Source organism: Chitinophaga sp. 01L420, assembly GCF_056399985.1.
In genome coordinates, this window is the sequence record NZ_JBFTSK010000038.1 from 1 (window position 1) to 20,424 (window position 20,424).

The 20,424-nt window shown below is 43.4% G+C and carries 20 protein-coding genes; 7 read left to right on the forward strand and 13 right to left on the reverse strand.

Features of this window, described 5'->3' with window-relative positions:
* The first annotated feature begins 206 nt into the window (after positions 1-206).
* On the forward strand, positions 207-725 hold the full coding sequence (locus AC1DP6_RS26990) for a hypothetical protein (RefSeq protein WP_477057637.1): 519 nt from the start codon (positions 207-209) through the stop codon (positions 723-725).
* 105 nt (positions 726-830) lie between these two features.
* Here the strand turns inward: AC1DP6_RS26990 and AC1DP6_RS26995 are convergent, their stop codons facing one another.
* The 4 genes from AC1DP6_RS26995 to AC1DP6_RS27010 all read right to left on the reverse strand — a co-directional run bounded on the left by AC1DP6_RS26995 (position 831) and on the right by AC1DP6_RS27010 (position 2,867).
* Positions 831-1,502 (reverse strand): YceI family protein, encoded by a 672-nt coding sequence (locus AC1DP6_RS26995; protein ID WP_477057638.1) that lies wholly within the window; start codon positions 1,500-1,502, stop codon positions 831-833.
* Between the two features lie 132 nt (positions 1,503-1,634).
* Positions 1,635-1,940, reverse strand: coding sequence for a DUF493 family protein (locus AC1DP6_RS27000; RefSeq protein WP_477057639.1), 306 nt, complete (start codon positions 1,938-1,940; stop codon positions 1,635-1,637).
* 24 nt (positions 1,941-1,964) lie between these two features.
* Positions 1,965-2,420 carry a YqgE/AlgH family protein gene (locus AC1DP6_RS27005; RefSeq protein ID WP_477057640.1) on the reverse strand — a complete coding sequence of 152 codons (456 nt, stop codon included), beginning with the start codon at positions 2,418-2,420 and terminating at the stop codon, positions 1,965-1,967.
* Between the two features lie 84 nt (positions 2,421-2,504).
* The gene (locus AC1DP6_RS27010) at positions 2,505-2,867 is read right to left on the reverse strand and encodes a winged helix-turn-helix transcriptional regulator (protein ID WP_477057641.1); all 363 of its coding nucleotides are present in this window, start codon (positions 2,865-2,867) and stop codon (positions 2,505-2,507) included.
* A gap of 113 nt (positions 2,868-2,980) precedes the next feature.
* Between AC1DP6_RS27010 and AC1DP6_RS27015 the strand changes: the two genes are divergently transcribed.
* Positions 2,981-3,865, forward strand: coding sequence for a PhzF family phenazine biosynthesis protein (locus AC1DP6_RS27015; protein WP_477057642.1), 885 nt, complete (start codon positions 2,981-2,983; stop codon positions 3,863-3,865).
* Between the two features lie 89 nt (positions 3,866-3,954).
* On the opposite strand, the gene AC1DP6_RS27020 is transcribed toward AC1DP6_RS27015, so the two are convergent.
* Genes AC1DP6_RS27020 through AC1DP6_RS27035 form a run of 4 tightly spaced genes read right to left on the reverse strand, consistent with a single transcriptional unit; the run spans position 3,955 to position 11,018 of the window.
* Positions 3,955-5,664: a hypothetical protein gene (locus AC1DP6_RS27020; protein WP_477057643.1), complete on the reverse strand. Its 1,710-nt coding sequence runs from the start codon at positions 5,662-5,664 to the stop codon at positions 3,955-3,957.
* Positions 5,665-5,698: 34 nt separating this feature from the next.
* A complete protein-coding gene (locus AC1DP6_RS27025) occupies positions 5,699-6,514 on the reverse strand; it encodes a hypothetical protein (protein WP_477057644.1) in 816 nt (271 codons plus the stop codon).
* Positions 6,515-6,537: 23 nt separating this feature from the next.
* The gene (locus tag AC1DP6_RS27030; protein WP_477057645.1) at positions 6,538-9,960 is read right to left on the reverse strand and encodes a TonB-dependent receptor; all 3,423 of its coding nucleotides are present in this window, start codon (positions 9,958-9,960) and stop codon (positions 6,538-6,540) included.
* Between the two features lie 44 nt (positions 9,961-10,004).
* Complete coding sequence (locus AC1DP6_RS27035) at positions 10,005-11,018, reverse strand: FecR family protein (RefSeq protein ID WP_477057646.1); 1,014 nt, start codon at positions 11,016-11,018, stop codon at positions 10,005-10,007.
* A gap of 164 nt (positions 11,019-11,182) precedes the next feature.
* Here AC1DP6_RS27035 and AC1DP6_RS27040 point away from each other — a divergent pair, with 164 nt between their 5' ends.
* Positions 11,183-11,731: an RNA polymerase sigma factor gene (locus AC1DP6_RS27040; RefSeq protein WP_477057647.1), complete on the forward strand. Its 549-nt coding sequence runs from the start codon at positions 11,183-11,185 to the stop codon at positions 11,729-11,731.
* Positions 11,732-12,572: 841 nt separating this feature from the next.
* Positions 12,573-13,670, forward strand: coding sequence for a reverse transcriptase family protein (locus AC1DP6_RS27045; RefSeq protein WP_477057648.1), 1,098 nt, complete (start codon positions 12,573-12,575; stop codon positions 13,668-13,670).
* A 55-nt stretch (positions 13,671-13,725) separates the two neighbouring features.
* Here AC1DP6_RS27045 and AC1DP6_RS27050 read toward each other — a convergent pair whose 3' ends face one another.
* The 4 genes from AC1DP6_RS27050 to AC1DP6_RS27065 all read right to left on the reverse strand — a co-directional run bounded on the left by AC1DP6_RS27050 (position 13,726) and on the right by AC1DP6_RS27065 (position 16,622).
* Complete coding sequence (locus tag AC1DP6_RS27050; RefSeq protein WP_477057649.1) at positions 13,726-14,109, reverse strand: hypothetical protein; 384 nt, start codon at positions 14,107-14,109, stop codon at positions 13,726-13,728.
* Positions 14,110-14,417: 308 nt separating this feature from the next.
* Positions 14,418-15,317, reverse strand: a complete 900-nt coding sequence (locus AC1DP6_RS27055) for an SMEK domain-containing protein (RefSeq protein ID WP_477057650.1) — start codon at positions 15,315-15,317, stop codon at positions 14,418-14,420.
* 95 nt (positions 15,318-15,412) lie between these two features.
* Positions 15,413-15,964 (reverse strand): hypothetical protein, encoded by a 552-nt coding sequence (locus tag AC1DP6_RS27060; protein ID WP_477057651.1) that lies wholly within the window; start codon positions 15,962-15,964, stop codon positions 15,413-15,415.
* 82 nt (positions 15,965-16,046) lie between these two features.
* Entirely contained in the window at positions 16,047-16,622 is a 576-nt protein-coding gene (locus AC1DP6_RS27065) for a hypothetical protein (protein ID WP_477057652.1), read from the reverse strand.
* 175 nt (positions 16,623-16,797) lie between these two features.
* Here AC1DP6_RS27065 and AC1DP6_RS27070 point away from each other — a divergent pair, with 175 nt between their 5' ends.
* Together AC1DP6_RS27070 and AC1DP6_RS27075 are read left to right on the forward strand one after the other, a co-directional pair.
* Positions 16,798-17,157: a hypothetical protein gene (locus AC1DP6_RS27070; protein ID WP_441575655.1), complete on the forward strand. Its 360-nt coding sequence runs from the start codon at positions 16,798-16,800 to the stop codon at positions 17,155-17,157.
* Between the two features lie 147 nt (positions 17,158-17,304).
* Positions 17,305-17,838: a methylated-DNA--[protein]-cysteine S-methyltransferase gene (locus AC1DP6_RS27075; protein WP_477057653.1), complete on the forward strand. Its 534-nt coding sequence runs from the start codon at positions 17,305-17,307 to the stop codon at positions 17,836-17,838.
* A 26-nt stretch (positions 17,839-17,864) separates the two neighbouring features.
* Here AC1DP6_RS27075 and AC1DP6_RS27080 read toward each other — a convergent pair whose 3' ends face one another.
* Positions 17,865-18,221, reverse strand: coding sequence for a hypothetical protein (locus AC1DP6_RS27080; RefSeq protein ID WP_477057654.1), 357 nt, complete (start codon positions 18,219-18,221; stop codon positions 17,865-17,867).
* A 258-nt stretch (positions 18,222-18,479) separates the two neighbouring features.
* On the opposite strand from AC1DP6_RS27080, the gene AC1DP6_RS27085 reads away from it, so the two are divergent.
* The gene (locus tag AC1DP6_RS27085) at positions 18,480-20,420 is read left to right on the forward strand and encodes a thiamine pyrophosphate-binding protein (protein ID WP_477057655.1); all 1,941 of its coding nucleotides are present in this window, start codon (positions 18,480-18,482) and stop codon (positions 20,418-20,420) included.
* Positions 20,421-20,424: the final 4 nt, after the last annotated feature.

Genomic DNA, 20,424 nt, shown 5'->3' on the forward strand with positions numbered 1-20,424 from the left:
CAATGACGCCAGGCAGCAATATGCTTTCGCTCACATGGAACAGCTGTTGCATAATTTCCAGTTGAAACGATTTGAAGCTTCATTGCAACTGGTGGCTAATTACCAATGGCTTTAATAAGATGTTTACAAAGAAGGAAAAAATATTTAGTTTTAGCCTTTCCCGGGGGATTTTCTCCGATGACCATCATCGTTAAAAAGAAATCGAAATGAAACAACCCATTGTCATCGTTATCTTTTTGCTGGCAAGTCTCTGCTCCTGTAAACCGAAGAAGGCCATTGAATTTAAAGCCGTTATTGATCAGAAAGAACATACGGCGCTCAATATCCTGGTGAGCGAAGGAGGACCGGGCGTAGAGAAATTAAACTGCCTGATAAAAAACGATTTCAAAGGAGCCTACCGCGCTATAGATAAAGAAGAACAGGCATTTAATCAAATCATTAAGGAGATAACTGCTTTGTCGACAGATGGAATCAGCCAGGGACCTGAACTCAAAACAGCCGCCTTGAATTTTTATAGCAGTCTCAGAGATTTGCAGCTGTTCGACCGCCAGGAAATTGCGGCGCAGGAAGCCGCCCATGATACAAACCGGGAGAAAATAAAAAAAGCACAGGACCAACAAATACACCTGAACGAAGAAAAGCTGAAGATGAACGGAATGGTTCGTGAAAAAAATGATTTACTTCATAAAGCCGGCGAGGAATTTAACAAAGCCCATGATTTATGATATAGCAACAACATTGACAAATAAAAAAGCAGCCTGGCAGTATTATCTGCCAGGCTGCTTTTTTTCGATACTGATAGATCAGGACCTTAAGCGATCATAAAGCATTTATTTCTTTACTGCTTTCAGGCTGAAACCAATTTCAACATCTTTGCTGATCATCCAGTTTTCAGGGCTGCCTTCAGTTTTGTAGCTGATACCCCAGGCTGATCTGTCAATTACAAATTTTGCATTTGCAGTAACGTCGTTTGCGCCAACAGTGATTTGTGCAGGGAAAGTGATGTTCAGGGTGCTGTCTTTCAGGGTCAGGTTGCCGCTGATAAGATTGGTAGCGCCGGCAAGCAGGCTTTTCTGCTTGGTGCTGTCATAAGCAGCTACACCTGTGATAACGAATTTAGCAGTTGGATACTTCGCCACGTCGAAGAAGTCAGGACTTTTCAGGTGACCTTCCAGATCAGAAGCCTTTTTATCAGGCTCAGTAACAGAAGCAGGGTCCGCAGCCAATGTAGTCAGGTTTACGTCAAAGCTACCACCGGTAACAGCGCCGTTTTCAACGTTGAGGCTACCATCTGCTACTTTGATGGTACCAAAGCGTGGTGCAAATCCACCTTTGTGAGTTGCGCGCCATTGAACAGCTGTAGTTGTAGTGTCAATTGCATATGCTGTGCCCGCGGCCACAGCTGCTTCTTTTTTGTCTTCGGTCTTCGCCTGATCGGTCGAAGCACCACCACATGCTGCCAGTGTAAGCAGCAGGATAAAAGCAGGAACTGTTTGCTTCATAAATTTCAATTAAGTAGTATATATAAGTCCACGAAATTAATGCATTGGGCCCATTCAACGATGCAACACATTGAAATATGTCAATATTATAACAATTCATGTATATACATATGACGTATATACAACCCACCCCTATAGCATAATGACTGAATTGATCGTGGACACCTCTTTATAGTACGAAATCACTTCTTCCTCATCCTTAACGGGTACCACTACAGTAAATGACCTATATTTTCCTCCGGATGACTCCGTGGTAGTAATTTTTGCCTGGACGTCTGCAAACATCGCCATCAGCTCCGCCATCTTATCCTCGTCTGCTTTAATAATGAACTTAAAGGTATATTCAGAGGGAAATACAATTGACTGCTGTAACAATGAACGAAAATTTTCATATGGATCTCCACTTAAGTTAGCATTTCCATTTTCACCTGTAGACATATTAATACTATTTATCAATTTTGTTTAACTAAATAATCCTGCAAAATAGCGCCCTTTTTCCAAAATCTCCCAACTGCCTTCCGCTATTTCTGCTTCGAGTTCATGGAGGTCCCAGCCACAATAGCCGATGAATAACCTCATATCTTTTTCGGTGATGGTTTTATTATTCATATGCATTACCGCCGCCTCAAAGTCGCCTCCCAGGTAGATATTATCCGCTACCAGCTCACCTCCCGTTATTAATTCGGGCCGCCGATGCACAAAATAAAGGTGTTCCCGGTCTACCGGACCTCCGTCATATATTGGAAACGGAATGCTGTGCATGAACTCTTCCAGTTCGTTAAACTTACGGGGAAACTCCTTGTTGACCACAAACCCCATCGCTCCTTTGTCATTATACTCCGTGATAAATAAGATCGATTTTTCAAAAAAGCTATCATCCAATAGCGATGTGCTGCTGATAAATATTCCTGCATTCATAATCTGGTAAAAGCTGTAGTGTACGGAATGGTGAGTTGTTCGGCCACGGGATGTGAAAAAGAAACGCCCCCCGCTTTCAGCAGTTTATGCCTTTTGCTTTATCTTTTGAAGATGATTTAATCCCCAGTTAACCAAGCTTTCCGTAACCGGAAAAACGCTCTGGCCATAAGCGGTGATGGCATACTGCACAGTAATTGGTTTGGTATCCATTACCGTACGGGAAACAAGCAGATTGATTTCCAGATCCTGTAATTCCTTTGACAACATTTTGGCAGATATGCCCTCTACACCACGCTCGATTTTTTTGAACGTATTGATTTCATCCATGTGAATGTTCAGATGGCGCATAATCCTCAATTTCCATTTTCCACCCAATACTTCCAGGCTGTCGCGGATGGCATTTAACTCCTGTTCGCAGGTAGCTTCCTGTTTATGTTGATCTTCCATTTTTATTGATCGGTTAACAAAAGGTTACTAGTTACCATTAGTTAACTAATAACTAAAGTAAACTATTTGGTTCTAATTTTGAGCAATTACCAATCCGTAAATCAAAAAAGCAAATGAAAAAATTGGATTACTACGTATTAGACGTATTTACCGACCAGCGATATAAAGGCAATCAGCTCTCCGTAGTGCATATCGAAAACGAGCTTACTATCGAACAATACCATGATATTTCCCGTGAATTCGGCTACTCGGAAACTTCTTTCGTGCATTATTCAACAGAACAAAATGCTTTCAAAGTGCGGTCATTTACGCCCGCCAGATTTGAAGTAGCGGGTGCCGGCCATAACCTGCTGGGCGCGGTTTGCCTTGCGCTATTAAAAAAATGGGATATTTTCAAAGGCCAGGAGGAACAGCCCTGGGTATTGATAAAAGATACAAAGATCCCATTACGCATTACGGAAGAAAACGGATTGCCTTATGTGGCCATGAAACAAAGCCCTGCAGCAATCATCCGCACCGTTCCCATTGATGTCATTTCCGCCGCAGTTGGTTTAAACATGGATGATCTTTCTTTAAATAGTTGGCCCATTAACGTGGTACAAACAGAAGTACCTCATTTAATGGTTCCTGTAAAAGATGCCGTGTCTCTTCAAAAAGCCATTTCGCATAAATCCTTATTAAAAGAAATCTCAGAAAAATTTGGCTTTGAGGGCTGCTACTTATTTACCACTAACACTTCCGATACACAATACCTGGCACAGGCAAGATTTTTCAATCCCGGAATGGGCATTGATGAAGACCCTGCTACCGGTACTGCTGCCGGGCCATTGGCAGGATATCTTGCCATGCTGGGCCATATCCCCAAAGATCAGAATTTCATGATCCTGCAGGGGGAATATGTAGAACATCCTTCTACCATCCGCGTTCAGGTAGTAGAAGATGGTATCTGGGTGAGTGGATCTTCTACCATTGTGATGGAAGGGCAGATTTATGTGTAGCACATTGAAATTTAAAGGTCGTCTCATTTGCAGGAGACGGCCTTTAAATTCATTATATCAAAATAGCAGAAGAAGATATAAAGCAATAATTACTTCCGGGAATACAACCGGTAAAAGTTAACCCCCTTGGCATAATCATCCAGCGGCCCGGTATAAAAAAGGGTCCCTTGTTTATCCTGCCCGATCATCCGTGTTCCGGGCTCGCTAAAATATACATCTTTAGCAGGGCCGGTAATTTTATCCTGTGAAGGCACGCTGGCGAGTAGCCCCATCTCCGTTCCTGCGTAACAATATAAAGTCTTGTTTGCCAGATTAACGGCAGCAATAGAGCTTCCATTGAGGATCAGCAGGTCTCCATCAGGTGTATACAGGAAATTGCTTAAATAGTTGACATTGGCCAAACCGAAATAGGGAAAAAGCTCTGGTTCATGAATACCGGTTACAGCCGAGGTGTCGTAGGAAAAGAAATGATACGGCGGTGAGGTAAACCCGGTAATCGCCTGGATTTCATCGTGCTCCAGGTCATAAGACGCAAAGCTATACTGCATGCTCAGGTTTATCTGATTATTACAGAAAGCCAACTTTCCATCCGGGCTGATCACGTAATCAAAAGTCATCTGCACCGAAAATCCCGGGATATTGTACGGCGAAGGCCCCATCCACAGATCTTCCTGTTTGAAAAGAGATCTTACGATGCCTCCGGCGTCTACCCGGCAGAGATTAGAATATACCGAAGGTTGACCTACAAGATAGGACGATGGCCCCAGACCATTTTTATACCAAAAAAATTCATTGACATGGTCCGTTCCGGCAGTTGAATAATTATTGACAAAATACACGGCCCCATTAACGTCTGTTTTCAACACGGTAGCTACGATCTTCAGATTACCCACAGTTCCTTCAAACGGGCCACCATTTTCATTGACCGTAACGGGCCCTTTGGTTACCAGGGTACGATTAAGGGTAGTGACTTTTCTGGTGGCGAGGTCCATTTTGCACAATCTGAAAATGTAAGAAGTGGCCGCTTCGGGGACATCCTCCGTTACTTCTGCGGAAAACGTAAGTGTGCTCCCATCATACGCTACCACATTGCCTGCTATCATTTTTATCGTGAAGATGAGGCCATTTTCCTGGAACTTATCTCCTGCATTTATCAGGTTGATGATCTTTCCGTCTCTGCAAACATCTATCTCCGTCTGGTTGCCGAAATAAATGGCACCATCAGCGGTAACACTGTAATTATTGATCATCGGCAAACCATTGTTACGATAAAAATCAGCGTTATTGGGTTTCCAGTTGACCAGCTGCTCTACATATAAAGTAGTATCGGTACGATGCATACTACCGGAGAACTGCCGGATGGAGATGTCCGGCGCCTGCAGCGTTTGACCATTCGCAATAATGCTTAACGGAATATGAGCGCCTAATCCCATTTCTTTAGTAATAACGAAACGCAATACATCCAGGTATTCTGTCTGTTTTGTATAACTGTTAATACCGTGTGGCAGCAGGTATTTTTCCAGTGGTTGTATCGTTTGGCTACCCACCCGGATCTGTGTACCTGGTTTGTCCACAAAAAATTTTCCAACCAACGTCAGTGTATCTCCTACCAGATAGGAACGTTGTAAGCCCTTGTACAAGCCCTTACCGATGCTCTCTAGCTGAATTTCGCCTGTAATCAGGTAAGGATAATCATTCACCTCCTTCGCATATTCTTCTGTTTTTTTACAGGAAAAAAGCAATGCCACCAGCAATAATAAAAGGCCGGTCCGGCAGAGAAAATTGTGTATGAATAGCATGATGTTAATTTAAAAGTTGATGATTGAAACGGTTTTACCTGACCTGCGTCAATGCCACTTTGAGACTTGCGTCAAAGCTGAGATAACTGCCACTTGCCGGATCTACAAATCCCTGGGCGTTCTCATACCCTTTCACCACAATGTTATAAGCACCTCCGGGTGTAGTCAGCAGTGTAGTACTAAGTATAGGCTCACCAGGTGTTTCCGGATGATAAAACCGGATACGCAAGGTATCCGGACCGTTGACAGGCATAGGAATAAAACCGGTCACATCTCCGTATTGAAAAGAAGCTGGGAAGCCTGCAGGCGGGTGTCCGTTGATAGTAAGGTTTATCTTTCCCGCATCCGGGCTCAGGTCCAGTACGCGCAGATGTATGGCATCACTTTGCACATTCACTTCATCAGACAGCTTCCAGGTACGGAATTCTCCCAGATTATCCGCAAAATATACTGTCATGGGAACTCCGTGCGAAGAAACCACTGTATCTTTTACGAGTACACGATGCACGCTGGTATCCATGAGCAACAACTGATGCGTGCCGGGCATAATACGAATATAACTAAGCCACGGCTGCGGATGATTTACATAGTAAGACTGATTAGGAAACTGGTTGATATAATTCCCCGTGGCAAACTGGGAGCTGGTCACCGAACCTATCGTGTCTTTTGTGTCTATGAACACATAGCTGGGTTTGTAATTATTACGCAGTTGCAGCCGCACATATTCCGAAGCATTGTAAAATCCGATCTGTGCATCCACGGGCTGTAGATCATCCTGATGACGACAGGCAGAAAGTAATAACAGGACTGCTATCACAGCCATTCTTATACTTGTATAAATGAAATTCATTGGACTCATTTTTTTAAGCGCCTTTAAAAAGCATACGTTAATGCCAATAGGAAATATCGACCGGGCTTATACCGGTTATAGACATTGTCTCCCTTGTAGTAGGTTTCCCCGGTGTTGTTCTGCACCGGATATTCTTTGTTGTAATGCTGATCGTAACCATAGTCTTCCACAATGCGGTATTCTCTATCCAACAGATTTTGTATGCTGAATTTCACTTTCAGTGATTTGATAATACGCTGGGTAATGGACAGATCCAGCAGATGCATGGGCAGCTGTAACAGATCCGGGCGTGTGCCGGTAAAGTCGAGCGTATCCTGTTTGGTATACAAGACGTCTTTGGAAGCGGATGATTTGGCATAGATCACCGGGCCATTTACATTATAGGTAAGGCCGATCTTGGTGCCTGTAGCCGGGTGTTCATAGAAAAGCCCCATGTTGAATACGTAAGGCGCCTGCCCCTGTAAAGGTCTTCCGGATACAACGAGTGTATCCCTGCCTACTACAGGATTATAGTGATTGGTAATGATGCGCTGTGTACTGCTCTTCACCAGGGTACCATTCAATACAATGCTCAGTCGTTTGGAAAAGGAGCCACCGAGGAAAGACAGGCTTTTCTTTATTTCTGCTTCCAATCCGTACACCGTAGCATCTTTCGCGTTTGCAAAACTGATGCTGGTAAAGCCCAGTCCATCTGCATATCCACTCTTCTCTGATCGTATACGCTCTATCGGATCCTGCAGTTTTTTGTAGAATACCCCCAGACTAAAGGTTTCCTGTTGTTCTCCATTACGTGGATAATATTCCAGTCGCAGATCATAGTTATCTATTGTAGCGGTCACCACATGTTCATCTCCCTTGATCAGTTCATTATTTACAAAATCAAAATCATTATACGGCGTAAGTTCGCGGAACTCGGGCCGGTTTACCGTGCGCCCCCACCCTGTGCGGATTACATAACTACTGGTTGGACGGTAGCTGAAATTCACAGAAGGTAAGACGGATGTTTTAGGATGATCTATGTATACCAGGTTGATCGCTCCATTATCGGAAGCCGTAGCGCCAGATAGTTGCTGCCGGTCATATTCTACTCGCACACCACCATTCAGCGTCAGTTTTTCATCCGGTGTTTTCCATTCCGTCATTCCATAGAAAGCGTTATACTGCTCACTGGCCACATATTTATCTACCGGGCTGGTGGCATCATATAACTGTAATCCACTCTTATTTTCCGGGAAGTAGGTGGTACTCCATACATTGCTCAGATCCTGCAAATGAAAATTGATCAGCGCCGGATTGCTTACACCATATCCCTGGGGCCATCCGCCGGAAGCTCCTTCATTAGAGGGTATACTTACCTCTCCGGGCGCCAGTCCTGCCCTGTTCACGCGCAAAAAGCGGCGGCTTACATTACGCTGCTTGAACGACTGAAAGGTCCCTGCCCTCAACAGCCATTGATTGGATGCATGAAAAGTATAATCAACGGCACCATTAAATAAATGCTCATTATTTTTTACATAAAGTCGGGAGATCATGCCCAGGAAAGCTTCTTTTTCCGCACTGTTGGAGCCATTCGTTGTATAACTCAGTCCGGGGGCATCAAAGGGCAGATGGCCGGCTGAAGTCTGAAAACGGCTGATGCGCTGATCGGGTACATTCTGCTGGTTGTAGGTGTATCCCAGGTTCCAGTCCAGTCGTTGCTGATAACGCCTGCCCCAGTCATGAATGCCACCCAGGTTACCGGAATACAATATGCGTTGCTGAAAAGAGAGCAGGATGTTTTTTTGCCTGTTGGCGGAAAATAAGGCAGTATCTGCGCGGGGCGTTACATTCGCCTGCAGATCATTGATACTGCTCGATCTACGGCCATCATTCACAAAGAAATTTTTAAATTGCAGGGTATGATGGGGACTTAGTTTTAGCGTCAGGTTCTCCAGCAGATTAATCTTCCCGGTTTCCATACTTTGTGCGGAATGCACCCGCTGGTTATTGCCACCTATGTTCTGGTCTTCCTTGCTGGTTCCGAAAGCATCGGTATTACCCGTCTGCCGGTATACGTCAAAACTGGTGGTTTCTTTTGTGTAGGTAATGGAGCTCAGGTTATACAGCCACGCCTTCCCGAGGTGAAAGCCATTATAATAGTTGAAGAACAACTGTATATCCGGTGTGCTGGTCATTTTTTGTGTAGTCAGCGTGGATGTAAATGACTTCAGCATCTCTGCCTGCGAAATATTCCCCGCGCTTTTATCCGATTGGAAATAGGCTGGCGAAAAACCAGGCAGCTTACGGGTGCCATCATCAAAGCCCAGCCAATCCAGCTTACCGCCTTTGTAGCTGTTGACGTCTGTCATGGTAGAACCCGGGCGATGGGCCAGCTGTATACCGATATCGATGTGCTTTACCGGCACCGCATTTTTCGTATATACTTTCACGGCTGCACCGGCAAATTCACCGTTCAGATCAGGACGTGGCGATTTGTACACCAGTATCTTGTCTATAATGCTGCTTGGTAACAGGTCGTATGCAAATGCCTTGCTGTACATTTCTGTAGAAGGTGCCAGGTTATCGTTCAGGTAGGTAAGGTTATAGCGTTCATTCATGCCGCGTACTACAATAAAACGATTATCCACCACCGTTACACCTGATATCCGCTTCACTATTTCCGCGGCATTGCGGTCGGATGTACGGTTGATCATTTCGTTGGAGATACCGGACACTACGCCGGTTGCTCCCCGTAACTCCGTCAGCAGTTCTCTTTCTGTAGAATGCGTAACGGATTTTACTTTGCGGGGGCCGGATTGTATCACCACTTCATCCAGGTTTTTTCCTGCCTGCATTTTAATATCGGTAACAGTTTCCCGGTCTTCCTGCAGATGTATACCTGGTATCGTTTTCTTCTGATAACCGGTATACGTGATTATTAAAGAATAAATGCCTGCGGGCACTTTTTTGAACTGATAGAATCCCTTTTCATCTGATATCACGGTTTGCCCTGCTTCAGGAATACTCACGGTGGCTCCGGGCAATGGTTGTGCACTTTCAAAATCAACGATACGGCCTTTTGCGCCGCCATTACCTGCGGGCTTAGTCTGTTGGCTGTGCGACCTAACAGTAACGCCTATATTATTATTTAACAGGGTATATTCCAGCCCTGCTTTTTCCTGTAGTGCAGTCAGGGCTTTTCCCAAAGGAATCTGTTTCCAGTGAATGTCTTGTACGGTAATGGCCGACAACCTGTTTTTATCATAAGAAAAAACATAGCTGGTTTGTTTTTGCAGACTGGCAATTATATCCGCTACGGTGATCCTGTCGGACTGCAGGGTTACATTACCTGCAAGTCTGGCCACCTGGGCAGAAAGCCTGGTTGTTGACAGGCATAGCAATAGCAGCAGCAACAGATGCTGGCAGATGGGGCGGTGGCGCCTCCATCCGGAGAATACGTTCATCATGTATGTGTTGYTTGAATCTTTAGCTACAAGAAGCTGATGGTAACTCAGGAGTGGATAATGATCTCCTTATCTGGTCCTATTTTATAAGATAACTGGTAAATAAATAACAGGTGATGTAATACCTGCTGCCAGGTTTCGTCCTGTCGGTACAAAGCTGTTACTGTTTTATTTTGCAGCAGTGCAGGAGCAGCCTGTATCCGGATGCCATAGTAGGCTGCCAGTTTAGGCAGTGCTTCCGACAGCGGCAGCTGGTTAAATACCAGGTTGCCTTTCATCCAGGCACCTACATCTGCTACCCCTATTTTGCTGACCGGAATATGGCCGCCCTGGTGGTCGGCTGTCAGCATTTCCCCCGGTTGCAGGATCACAGTCGCAGTGTCGGTTGATGCCCGCCGGGCGGACTGATGCTGCACCTTTACGCTGCCTTTCACCAGGCTGATATATACCGCACGCTGTCCGGGTGTATTATCAATATTGAAAGCAGTACCCAGCACCAGCGTTTGTACGTTACCGGTAGTCACCCTGAAAGGATGCGCTTCATCACGGGCAACATCAAAATAACCTTCGCCTTGCAAACGTACTTCCCGGCTGCTGCTATAATCCTTCCGGATATAGAGTACCGCCTGTTTGTTGAGCCATATCCTGGTCTGATCCGGCAAGGTAAGCACCTTTACACCGGCCGATGTATTGGCGATACTGTCCCATACTGCCGGGATCTGCCCCATTTCTGATCCGGCCCTCCGATGCCTGGGCAGATACAGTAACAAGCTGGAGATACCTGCAATCAGCACCGAAGCGGCGGCCCAGCGAACGGCATAGTTACGCAACGAATATATCCGCTTGCCTGATGGTAGCATCTTCTGCAACCGCGCCTGTAAGCGTATAGCCATTTCCGTTGGAATGCCTTCTTCGCCCGCAGCATCTGCAGTATCCGCCTGGAACAGGGCAGCTAATTCATCGCTGTTGGCTTGTTGCAACCAGGTGTCGAGCGCTTCCAGCTCCTCCCGGGAGGCGGTGGCATCCTGATATTTTTTCCAGATCGATATAGGCGGCTTCATCTATTGATTGTCTATTTACTATCAACCGGATGTAATTACCCGGTGCTTTCCAATAAACTGTCGTTATGAATCGTTTTCCGCCAATGTTCAATGTGAACTTATTGTTAACAGCATCCAGATGTGGAAGGGAATGCTATAGTTTTGTTGCCGCAACTGCCCTATCTATGTCCAGGAACGAAGAAGCAGCATTCTTACAAGTATTTGAAACTACCCGGGACGGACTATACCGGATTTTCCGGAAGCAAATCCAGGATGAATATCAGGTGGAAGACCTGATACAGGAATGTTATCTGGAATTGTGGAAGAAATGGGAAGGACTACAGGACCCGGTTAATTATGTGTTCGGTATTGCTTATAATATGGTGAAAGTATATCACCGGAAAAAAATACGTACAGCCATTGCCGTGATGGAGCTTCCTCCAGATGCGGACAACAGGCCCGGAGAAATGAACCCGGAACAACAGTACCAGTTCAAAGAAACACAACAGTTGTTGCAACAAGGCATGCAGCGTCTTACACCAGAAAAAAGAGCCGCCTTTCACCTCATCAAAGAAGAAGAAAAATCTTACCGCGAAGCAGCCCAATTGCTGAATGTATCAGTAAGCACACTGGAGAAACGCGTGTCTGGCAGCTTGCGGGCATTACGCAAAATGCTGACTTTTTTTTTGCTGATCATATCGCTGCGGCTGGCCATTCCGGTTGCATGGATATAGGATTACTTGTTAACTTTCTAAATTATTCTTTCCTGCTTTACCTGTATGACAATTACCTTTGCCCTTTCTCATCTGTTGCAATGCGATGTTAGCTTGTTCCATGACATTTGGGCGATAAAGGGCAACAAAACTGATGTCAAATTTTATGTACAATTCAATAATCTGGCGGAAAGCTTTTGCGGTTTTTTAATATGGATTCCATTCAACTAATAAAAACAGTTTCGAATATAAGCAAATCAATACTGAAGGCTATTCATTACAAACCTGATTATGCTTTTTATGGAATTTTCCATTGAAACAACAAAACCTACAGGAGAAAATTCCTACATGACAACCTGTTCAAAGTCAATCATCCTTCATTTACATATTCCGAAAAAACGGAATTTACGAATCATATTGTCCCCGAAAATATCATTTCCGGAAGTAATCATATTATAGAAAGATAGGTGGGAGATGAAAAGCTTTGTCCGTGGCCCTTTTTATTTATTACTGTTCGAAAAAAAACTTTACGCTAAAATATAGATAAACATTATATTTATACACATAATTTTTAAGTCAAAAAAATAGTTCTTCAAATGCTTGTCCAATGATTTTGAATTTGCCAGCTGTCGTAATAAAATTACGAAAATCGGCTGGAGGTTGACAATAATGTCAATCAATAAAATGTTATACTCTGACCGGTATTATGTTAAGACCCGGCTAGTAAATACCATTCAGTAAAAAAAGAAAAATAGTAAACCTAGTAAAAAATCTAAAGAAAACAAGGACTTGCATTTGAAGCGCTATTGCTTATATCATGAAGTTACCATTAGAATATACCAGTTACATTAAAGACACTTTCATGAAAATGAAAGATAAAGCTGATTTGCTGGCGTTGCTCAATGATGTAAAAAAAAGTATTTACGGAGATCTTACTTTCCCATTTTTACCACACCACATTAATTATTATAGCAAATCCCATTTCTTTCATACAAGATACTACTCTTTTAATATTAAGAAAAAGTCTCGGGGGCAGCGTACCATACATGCCCCTACACCAAAATTAAAAATATTACAGGAATGTCTTAATGTGATCCTCCAAAGTGTTATTGAACTACATCCATCAGCTACAGGATTTGTTGCAGGGAAATCTATTGTCGACAATGCCCGCTTACATGTTGGCAGCTACTACGTATATAATATTGATTTAAAAGATTTTTTTTCGAGCATTGATCAAGAAAGAATCTTCAGGCGATTAAAAGATGCACCTTTTTTCTTAAATATGAATACTGGACGACGTGAATTGGCCAATATAATTGCTGGCTTATGCTGTCATAGAATGGAAGTTGAAAGAAGGGTGATTTGGAGTGTCAATGAATGGCAAAAGGTCTATGATAGTGTATTACCACAGGGAGCTCCGACATCACCTGCTATGAGTAATATTATTTGTGGCAGGCTTGACCAACTGCTGGCTACTCTTTCTAAGGAGTTTAAATTACAATATACAAGATATGCAGATGACATTACCTTTAGTGGATTTAAAAACGTTTTCGCTCCCGGGCGTGAGTTTACCAATGAATTAAATAGGATTATCACTTCTCAGGGTTTCATCATTAACAAAAGTAAAACCCGCCTACAGAAAAAAGGATTTCGACAGGAAGTGACCGGATTAGTGGTTAACGAAAAAGTGAATGTCTCCAAAAGCTATGTCAAGCAATTACGCATGTGGCTATATTACTGGGAAAGATATGGATTTGATAAAGCAAGCATCTATTTTTCATCGCTATACGATGCCGACAAAGGACATATAAAAAAAGGAACTCCTGATTTAGCAGCCGTCATTGGGGGAAAACTGGATTTCATGAAAATGGTAAAGGGAGAACAGCATACTACATATATTCAGTTAAGGGCAAGATTCGTTAAATTGATGCTTAATGGGTCTCCAGTAATACAAAAGTGAGTTTATAGACATACGCGGAATCCCTACCTTTAACGCTATCCAGCTGAAATCGCCTCTATTTTTTCTTTACTTCGACAGGTCTTTCATAAGTCCAATATTCATCGATTCTTAAAGCGCCCAGTAAAGTTCCAATTTTCCCAACAATTATTTTATCTTCTTTGTGATATTCAACATCTTCAGTACGAAAGGAAGACTCCGGTTTTGCAATAAGAATAAATCCACCCTCATTTAATTGGGGCGGTCTCGAAAGATAATCAAATTCGCCGTAATGATAAGAATCGTCAATCACTACAACAACATCACGTAAATCATTCGTACGAATTAACCGATAGATATAATATTCGCTAGTTGAAATATCCTTAACATATTCGACATTCTGATGCCCTTTCATTTTTTCGAGAATAAACGGCATAATACTATAATGAAGATTTTTTCCCATTCTAAATAATCTTTAAATATGTATTCCTACTCATGAACATCTTAAATCCCGCTAATTCATTCTGGGTGAATGTGGTTATATGCAAGGGAATTAGAAATTCTTTCAAGAAATCATGCTTTATTTGAACAATTAAGATACTATAATTTTCAATTTCTTCCTTATTTTTAAAATCTATATTTTGAATAATGTCCACGTCATTGATGTCTTTAATTTCTGGACTCAAAATGGATCCCACAAGAAACACCTCTTTAACAAAGACGTATTTCGAAAAAACGGAGAACAGCCATATTCTAACATCTTCGAGGATATCATTTTTTACCTTTCTCATTTACAATCTTCATAATTTCTTTTGGAAACAGATACCGGCTGTAATCGAAATTTGCATCTTCACAATGCTTTTCAAATGCGTACGAGTGTGCCAGAAAATCTTCAAATACACCTATATATTCTTTAGGAACTAAAGACTGATGAGCAGTAATTAAATCTGAAACATTTGTGTTATTAGGTAAAATTCGCTCTCTTCTTGCTTTATACCACAAAGTCAGATCCCAGCGTAATGGTTCTGTTACATCAGCCCCAGAATTAGGCCCAAATCGCTTAAATATACTTTCATTCTCCTTCAAAGAAGGTAAAATGGCCTCACACAACTGTTTAAATGAATTAATTGCCGGTTCTTCAAATTTAACTATTGTATCACTAAATTGCGACTCCAACAATTCTTTAACTGCAAGAATTTTACAGAGATCATTTTGCTTATTTAGCAATACGTATAAAGAAGTGAAATCTATTATATCCCTTCCCTCATTAAATTGGTAATTAGGGCCTGTCACTTTATTGATCGCTTCCTGACTATATTTCTCCTGTCTGGTGGTAAGGATTAAAATTTTTAGTTCTTTATATTTTTTATAATGCCCGTTTCCAACATAAGCCTTTAAAGTATCCTTAATTTTCTCGATGCCGGATGTTGCGGTAACCTGAATAGCCATTTTACCGTTCTTGTCACCTAAATCAATGCTGTTATAATTTTTCCCCTCAACATAATTCAAATTTTCAAAATTCAAATTGAAAATGATATCCAAAATTTTGATAAGCACATTTTCTGAATGAATGTTAATGCTGAACTCTCCATTTTTATTTTGAAGATTGATTTGCTCCCTAAAACGCGAAAAGTATTTTGTTATTGATCCGAGATATTCTTGTTGCTTCATATAGAAAGATGAATGGTTACAGATAAATAAAACCGTTATACAGAGATACCCTTAGCGATCCTCCATCTCATTCCTGTTATTTGGAGGTTGTYCCCCTACTTCAGCATCACAGCCAGCTGCTGCAATTTCTCCTCCGGATCTCCTCTTTCGAAATATACATAAATATGATAACGTTCATAATAAAAGTCGCTCTCGTCTTCCTCATAATAGCGACTATTCTCCGGACCATGTAAATTTTTGGCTACTAATCTTTTGGCTACTGTGTTATAGTTATCCAGTAGCTGCAAACCGAAAGGCAGTTGAACAACGCCCGTATCCGGTAATTCAGGCTTAAAAAATGCTATCCGGGTTAAATAAAGCGGACCATTTCCAACGCGGTTTTTAATCCGGTAATCTTCAGGAGAAAAAATGCTACGCCCTTCCGGGTCTGCCTTATTTAACGCAGCTGCTTCTTCCGGATGATCCCGGTCAAATGTAAAACCTATCCCCTGCTTAAAGCGGGGGTTCAAATATTTACTTACTTTCTTCTGCGGCAGCTGTGGATCCGGCAGCTGCTGTACATCCACATCATGCGCCTGCAGAAAGGCCATGAAGTCAGGGTGATCCACACTATACCCTAAAAAGGGTAACAACTCTTTTCCTTTCATAATACTGAATTTACAAAAAAGGCTTTGAGTAACGTTACTCAAAGCCTCTATCTATAAAATATTTTTTCGGGAGAAATAATACCTAATAACGTTTCTTTGATTTGGGGATCACTTTCGGATTTCCTTTGCTATCGGATGGTTCATCGAGATAAATACCATTTACTTTTTTGTCGGTAGTTTCTGTCAGCTCCGTATCAAAAGTAATTTTCCCCTTCTTTATTTCATAAAACCTGGAAGGAACATAATACATAGAGTCCGCAGCAGGATAGGTTTGGGTCAAATCGCTTCCTCCAAACTCCAGGTTACCGTCCCGGTCATAATCTTTCACATCTGAACTGATGGCATTCACAACAGAATCTGCCAGGGAATGGTCTATTTTGAATACATACATCCTGTTCTTTTTCGGAGCGCCGTTTACCTCCAGGAAGAGAAAAACAGAAGATCCATTTTCTACCAGCTTGTTACGCTTGCTGGGATAGTTGATAATGTCTTCATGAAATATAAAAGCTTTATTGCCATTCACGAAAATAGTACCCTTATACACAGTAATTAACTGCCGCTGGCTGCTGGTATAATGTAATTCGTTTGCTGACTTCTGTGCCATTGCGGGCAAGCCAATAAAAAGTAGCAGGCATAGTCTGAACAGGTGACGCATCATAGTTTTTTAAATAAGACATTAATTTAGGTAAATCCCTCCGGATAATGCAATAGTAAATGATTAAAATTTGTTACACAAGAATATGCTTGCATTTATAAGTTCACCGCATTATATTGTTATGAATTCTGTAACCCTCTGCCGTTGGCAGCTACCTCAAATCACACAAACTTCTGTTATGAAAAAACTATTTTGTCTTCTGATCGTTTGTTCTATCGCTTTGTTGCCTTTACAGATCCTGCACGCGGAAAAGAGCATTTCTTCCTTTTTCAGTATTGGTCTGAACGTGAATAACGGCACCTCCTATACGGGCGCTATCTACCTGTATGGGCCTACTAACGTCAGCGCCTATCTGAATCCTAATAGTGGTTCTTCCTATGGCCCGTTGACGGCCGGAAATTATACGGTGAACATGTATACGTCTGCACCCGGTTCGCATACCTTTACTTTCGGCTCACAGTCCGTTACTACTTCTACAGGAAGTGCTACCTTCTCCAGTGTTAATATTACCGGTACTGTGTTTGCTTCCATTTATTAATCAATGACCCTTCCTGCGAAAGCATTACCGGGCATTATTAGCAGAGGTAGCTGAGAATAGCAGGTGCTTTTGCAGGAAGGTATTTAAAATACTGCCTGCACCGCGAAAGCGAAAAGTGTTATAACTTGCCATTAATTCATATGACTCATGGCAACAGCATACGCTTACAAATACATGGACTCTCCGGTAGGACAATTGACGCTGATTGGCAGCGACAGGGGTCTCGCCGCTATACTCTGGGAAAACGACCGTCCCGGCAGGGTGCATGCAACAGCTGATATTAAAAATGATACTCATCCTGTATTACTGGAAACAGAACGACAGTTAAAAGAATATTTTGAAGGAAGACGTCATGATTTTTCTCTGGAACTCGACCCAATAGGCACTTCCTTCCAAAAAGAAGTATGGACGGCACTGTCTGCCATACCTTATGGCGAAACCCGCAGCTATCTGCAGATAGCAAATCAACTGGGAAATCCCAAAGCGGTACGTGCAGTAGGCGCTGCCAACGGCAGAAATCCTATTTCTATTATCCTTCCCTGTCACCGGGTAATTGCCACATCGGGAGCGCTCACCGGCTTTGCTGGTGGTCTCCATGCAAAGGCGGCGCTGTTATCCCTGGAAGGGGCGAAAAAAGTGGATACTCAAATGGAAATTGCCTGGCAGGAATCAAATGGATAATCCCTGCCAGAGGCACTAAGAAGAGATCAGTAACCAAAACTTACAATCAGCTTTGAATTTTCATAACCAACATTGGAAACCTGTACAATCAGGGCACTGTCACCAGGAAAAGTTAAGCGACGGCCATCACAGGTATGAAGACCACAAGCCCAGCAAGACAACCCGATCTGCTGCACATTAATATAGTCCTGACCGTTATAGGTGAGCACCCGCACATCTCCCCCTTGCTTGATGGTCATGAAACTATCTATCGCATGTTTCAGCCAGGGAATATTGGCAACAGGATCTTCTATGCCACAGGCTTTTACCTTATCGTTGTTTTTATCTTTCTTACAGGCCTGGGTTAATAACGCTACAGCAAAAATACAGTACATAAATCTCATAGGTTCTCATTTTTCTGTTCAACGTTTCACAGATGCCGGATGTTACAGTCACTTCCACTACCTCTAAAAAAATTTTGGTTCATTACTGAAATGATCCCTATATTAGCAAACCGGTATGCATCGGACTCCTAACCCTGGCATTGAATTGAATAGACTATCCTTACAGTAATTAAATCTCAAAATAACAGTCGTAATAACTCAAAATAACAAGTTACTAATCACTATGTAATTAACACTCACCCTAATCATTTCCCTTTTATGACAAAGTTATCATCCAGCCCTACGCGTTGGACGCGGGATTACGTGTTCGACATTCTCAAAGACCTCGGTATTCACTACATTTTTGGCGTACCCGGCACAAACGAAATTCCTATTATTGATGGCACCAGCTACGAAGCTAACGGTGTAAGGTACATTGAATGTTTACATGAAAATATTGCAATCGGTGCGGCCATGGGGTCCGCCCGCATGACGGGTAAGCCCGGTGTACTGGTTGTACACGTCACCCCCGGTATTGCCCACTGCATCGGCAATCTGTTCAATGCATGGCGCTCAGAAATGCCCCTGGTCATCCTTTGCTGTCAGCAGCAAAATGAGTTGATCACCCAGGAACCATTGCTGGCGTCCAACCTGGTGGACCTGGCTAAACAGTATACCAAATGGGCCCACGAAGTACGTACCCCTTCTGAAATTCCACTGGTATTACAACGTGCATTTAAAGAAGCCATGGCACCCCCTAATGGCCCCGTGTTTGTTTCTATTCCGTGGGACTTTACCATGGTAGCCATCGGCGATAACGACAAAGTAAAAGGCGTTACCCGTATCTCCCCGCACTTCACCGGCGATGACACTACTATCCGGCAGGCAGCAGACCTCCTTGCGGCAGCTCAAAATCCCGTGATCGTGGCAGGAGATGCGGTGGGCTATGCCGATGCATGGAGTGAATTGCAGGAACTGGCAGCACTCATCGGAGCGCCGGTGGTGTTACAAACCTTCAGCAGCGTAGCTAACTTCCCTAACAACGATTATCACTGGCAGGGAGAATTACCCGGCAGTCAGGCTGCCATACAAGGTGTCTTCCAGAATCATGATGTGGCCTTCCTCGTCGGCTTTGGCGCACAGGCCCAACTAGCCGTATTCAAATACGCAGATGGCCCCCTGTTTCCCGATAGCCTCAAACAAATATATCTCACCAACAACACCTGGGATATCGCCAAAAACTATTATGGCGAAGCTGCCATTTTCGGAGACGTAAAAGCAACACTCCCCATTCTCAACAGCTACATAAAAGCAAAGCCCCCACAAGGAGCCGACAAAAGAAATGAAACACTGCAAGTCCTCTCGGCGACCCGCGCAGCAAAATGGGATGCCTACCTGCAAGAGGCCATGCAACAGGAGAAAATATGGACAGTGGTCATTGCGAAAGCATTGAAAGATGCCATCGAACAACGCCGACTCACCGATAAATATGTGTATGTACACGAAGCCGTTTCTGATGGCGCCCCGCTGCAATACTTCCTGCCGTTAGGCACCACCGGCGCCAAACCAGTGAGCTATTATTGTGTAGCCGGTGGATCGCTGGGCTGGTCTATGCCGGCATCGCTGGGCATAAAGCTAGAGGCTAAAGCAGCACAAGGCATCACCACGCAACTGGTGATCAATGCGGTGGGTGATGGCTCCGCCCTTTTCTATCCACAGGTATGGTGGACGGCCACACATGAACAGCTACCCATTCTTTATATCATCACCAACAACCAGGAATACCATACGTTGCAATTGGGTTTACAACAGGTAGTAGCCGCCTACGGATCTGCTCCGGGATATGGCTGGCATCCTTCCACGATGGACCCCAGCTATCTGCGGCTGGAACGCCCCTATATCGACTACGTAAACCTGGCAAAAGGATTTGGTGTAGATGCGGGCGAACAGGTAAAAACACCCGGTGATGTGAAAGCTGCCATTGAAAGAGGTATTGATCATGTGCTGAACAACAAAACCTCCTACATTCTGGATATGCGCATTGCTCAGGATACCCCGGCTCCACCGGCAGGTAAGGCAGCAGCAGGCACTCAGGCGGCGATCACCCAGCATTACCTGCAACAGCCGGCGCTGGACATCTTCCATCATAACGATGTGGCACTTTACACCGCAGCAACAGGCGCCACACCGCTTCCGGTCAACATGCCTGCTATTTTCTAACACC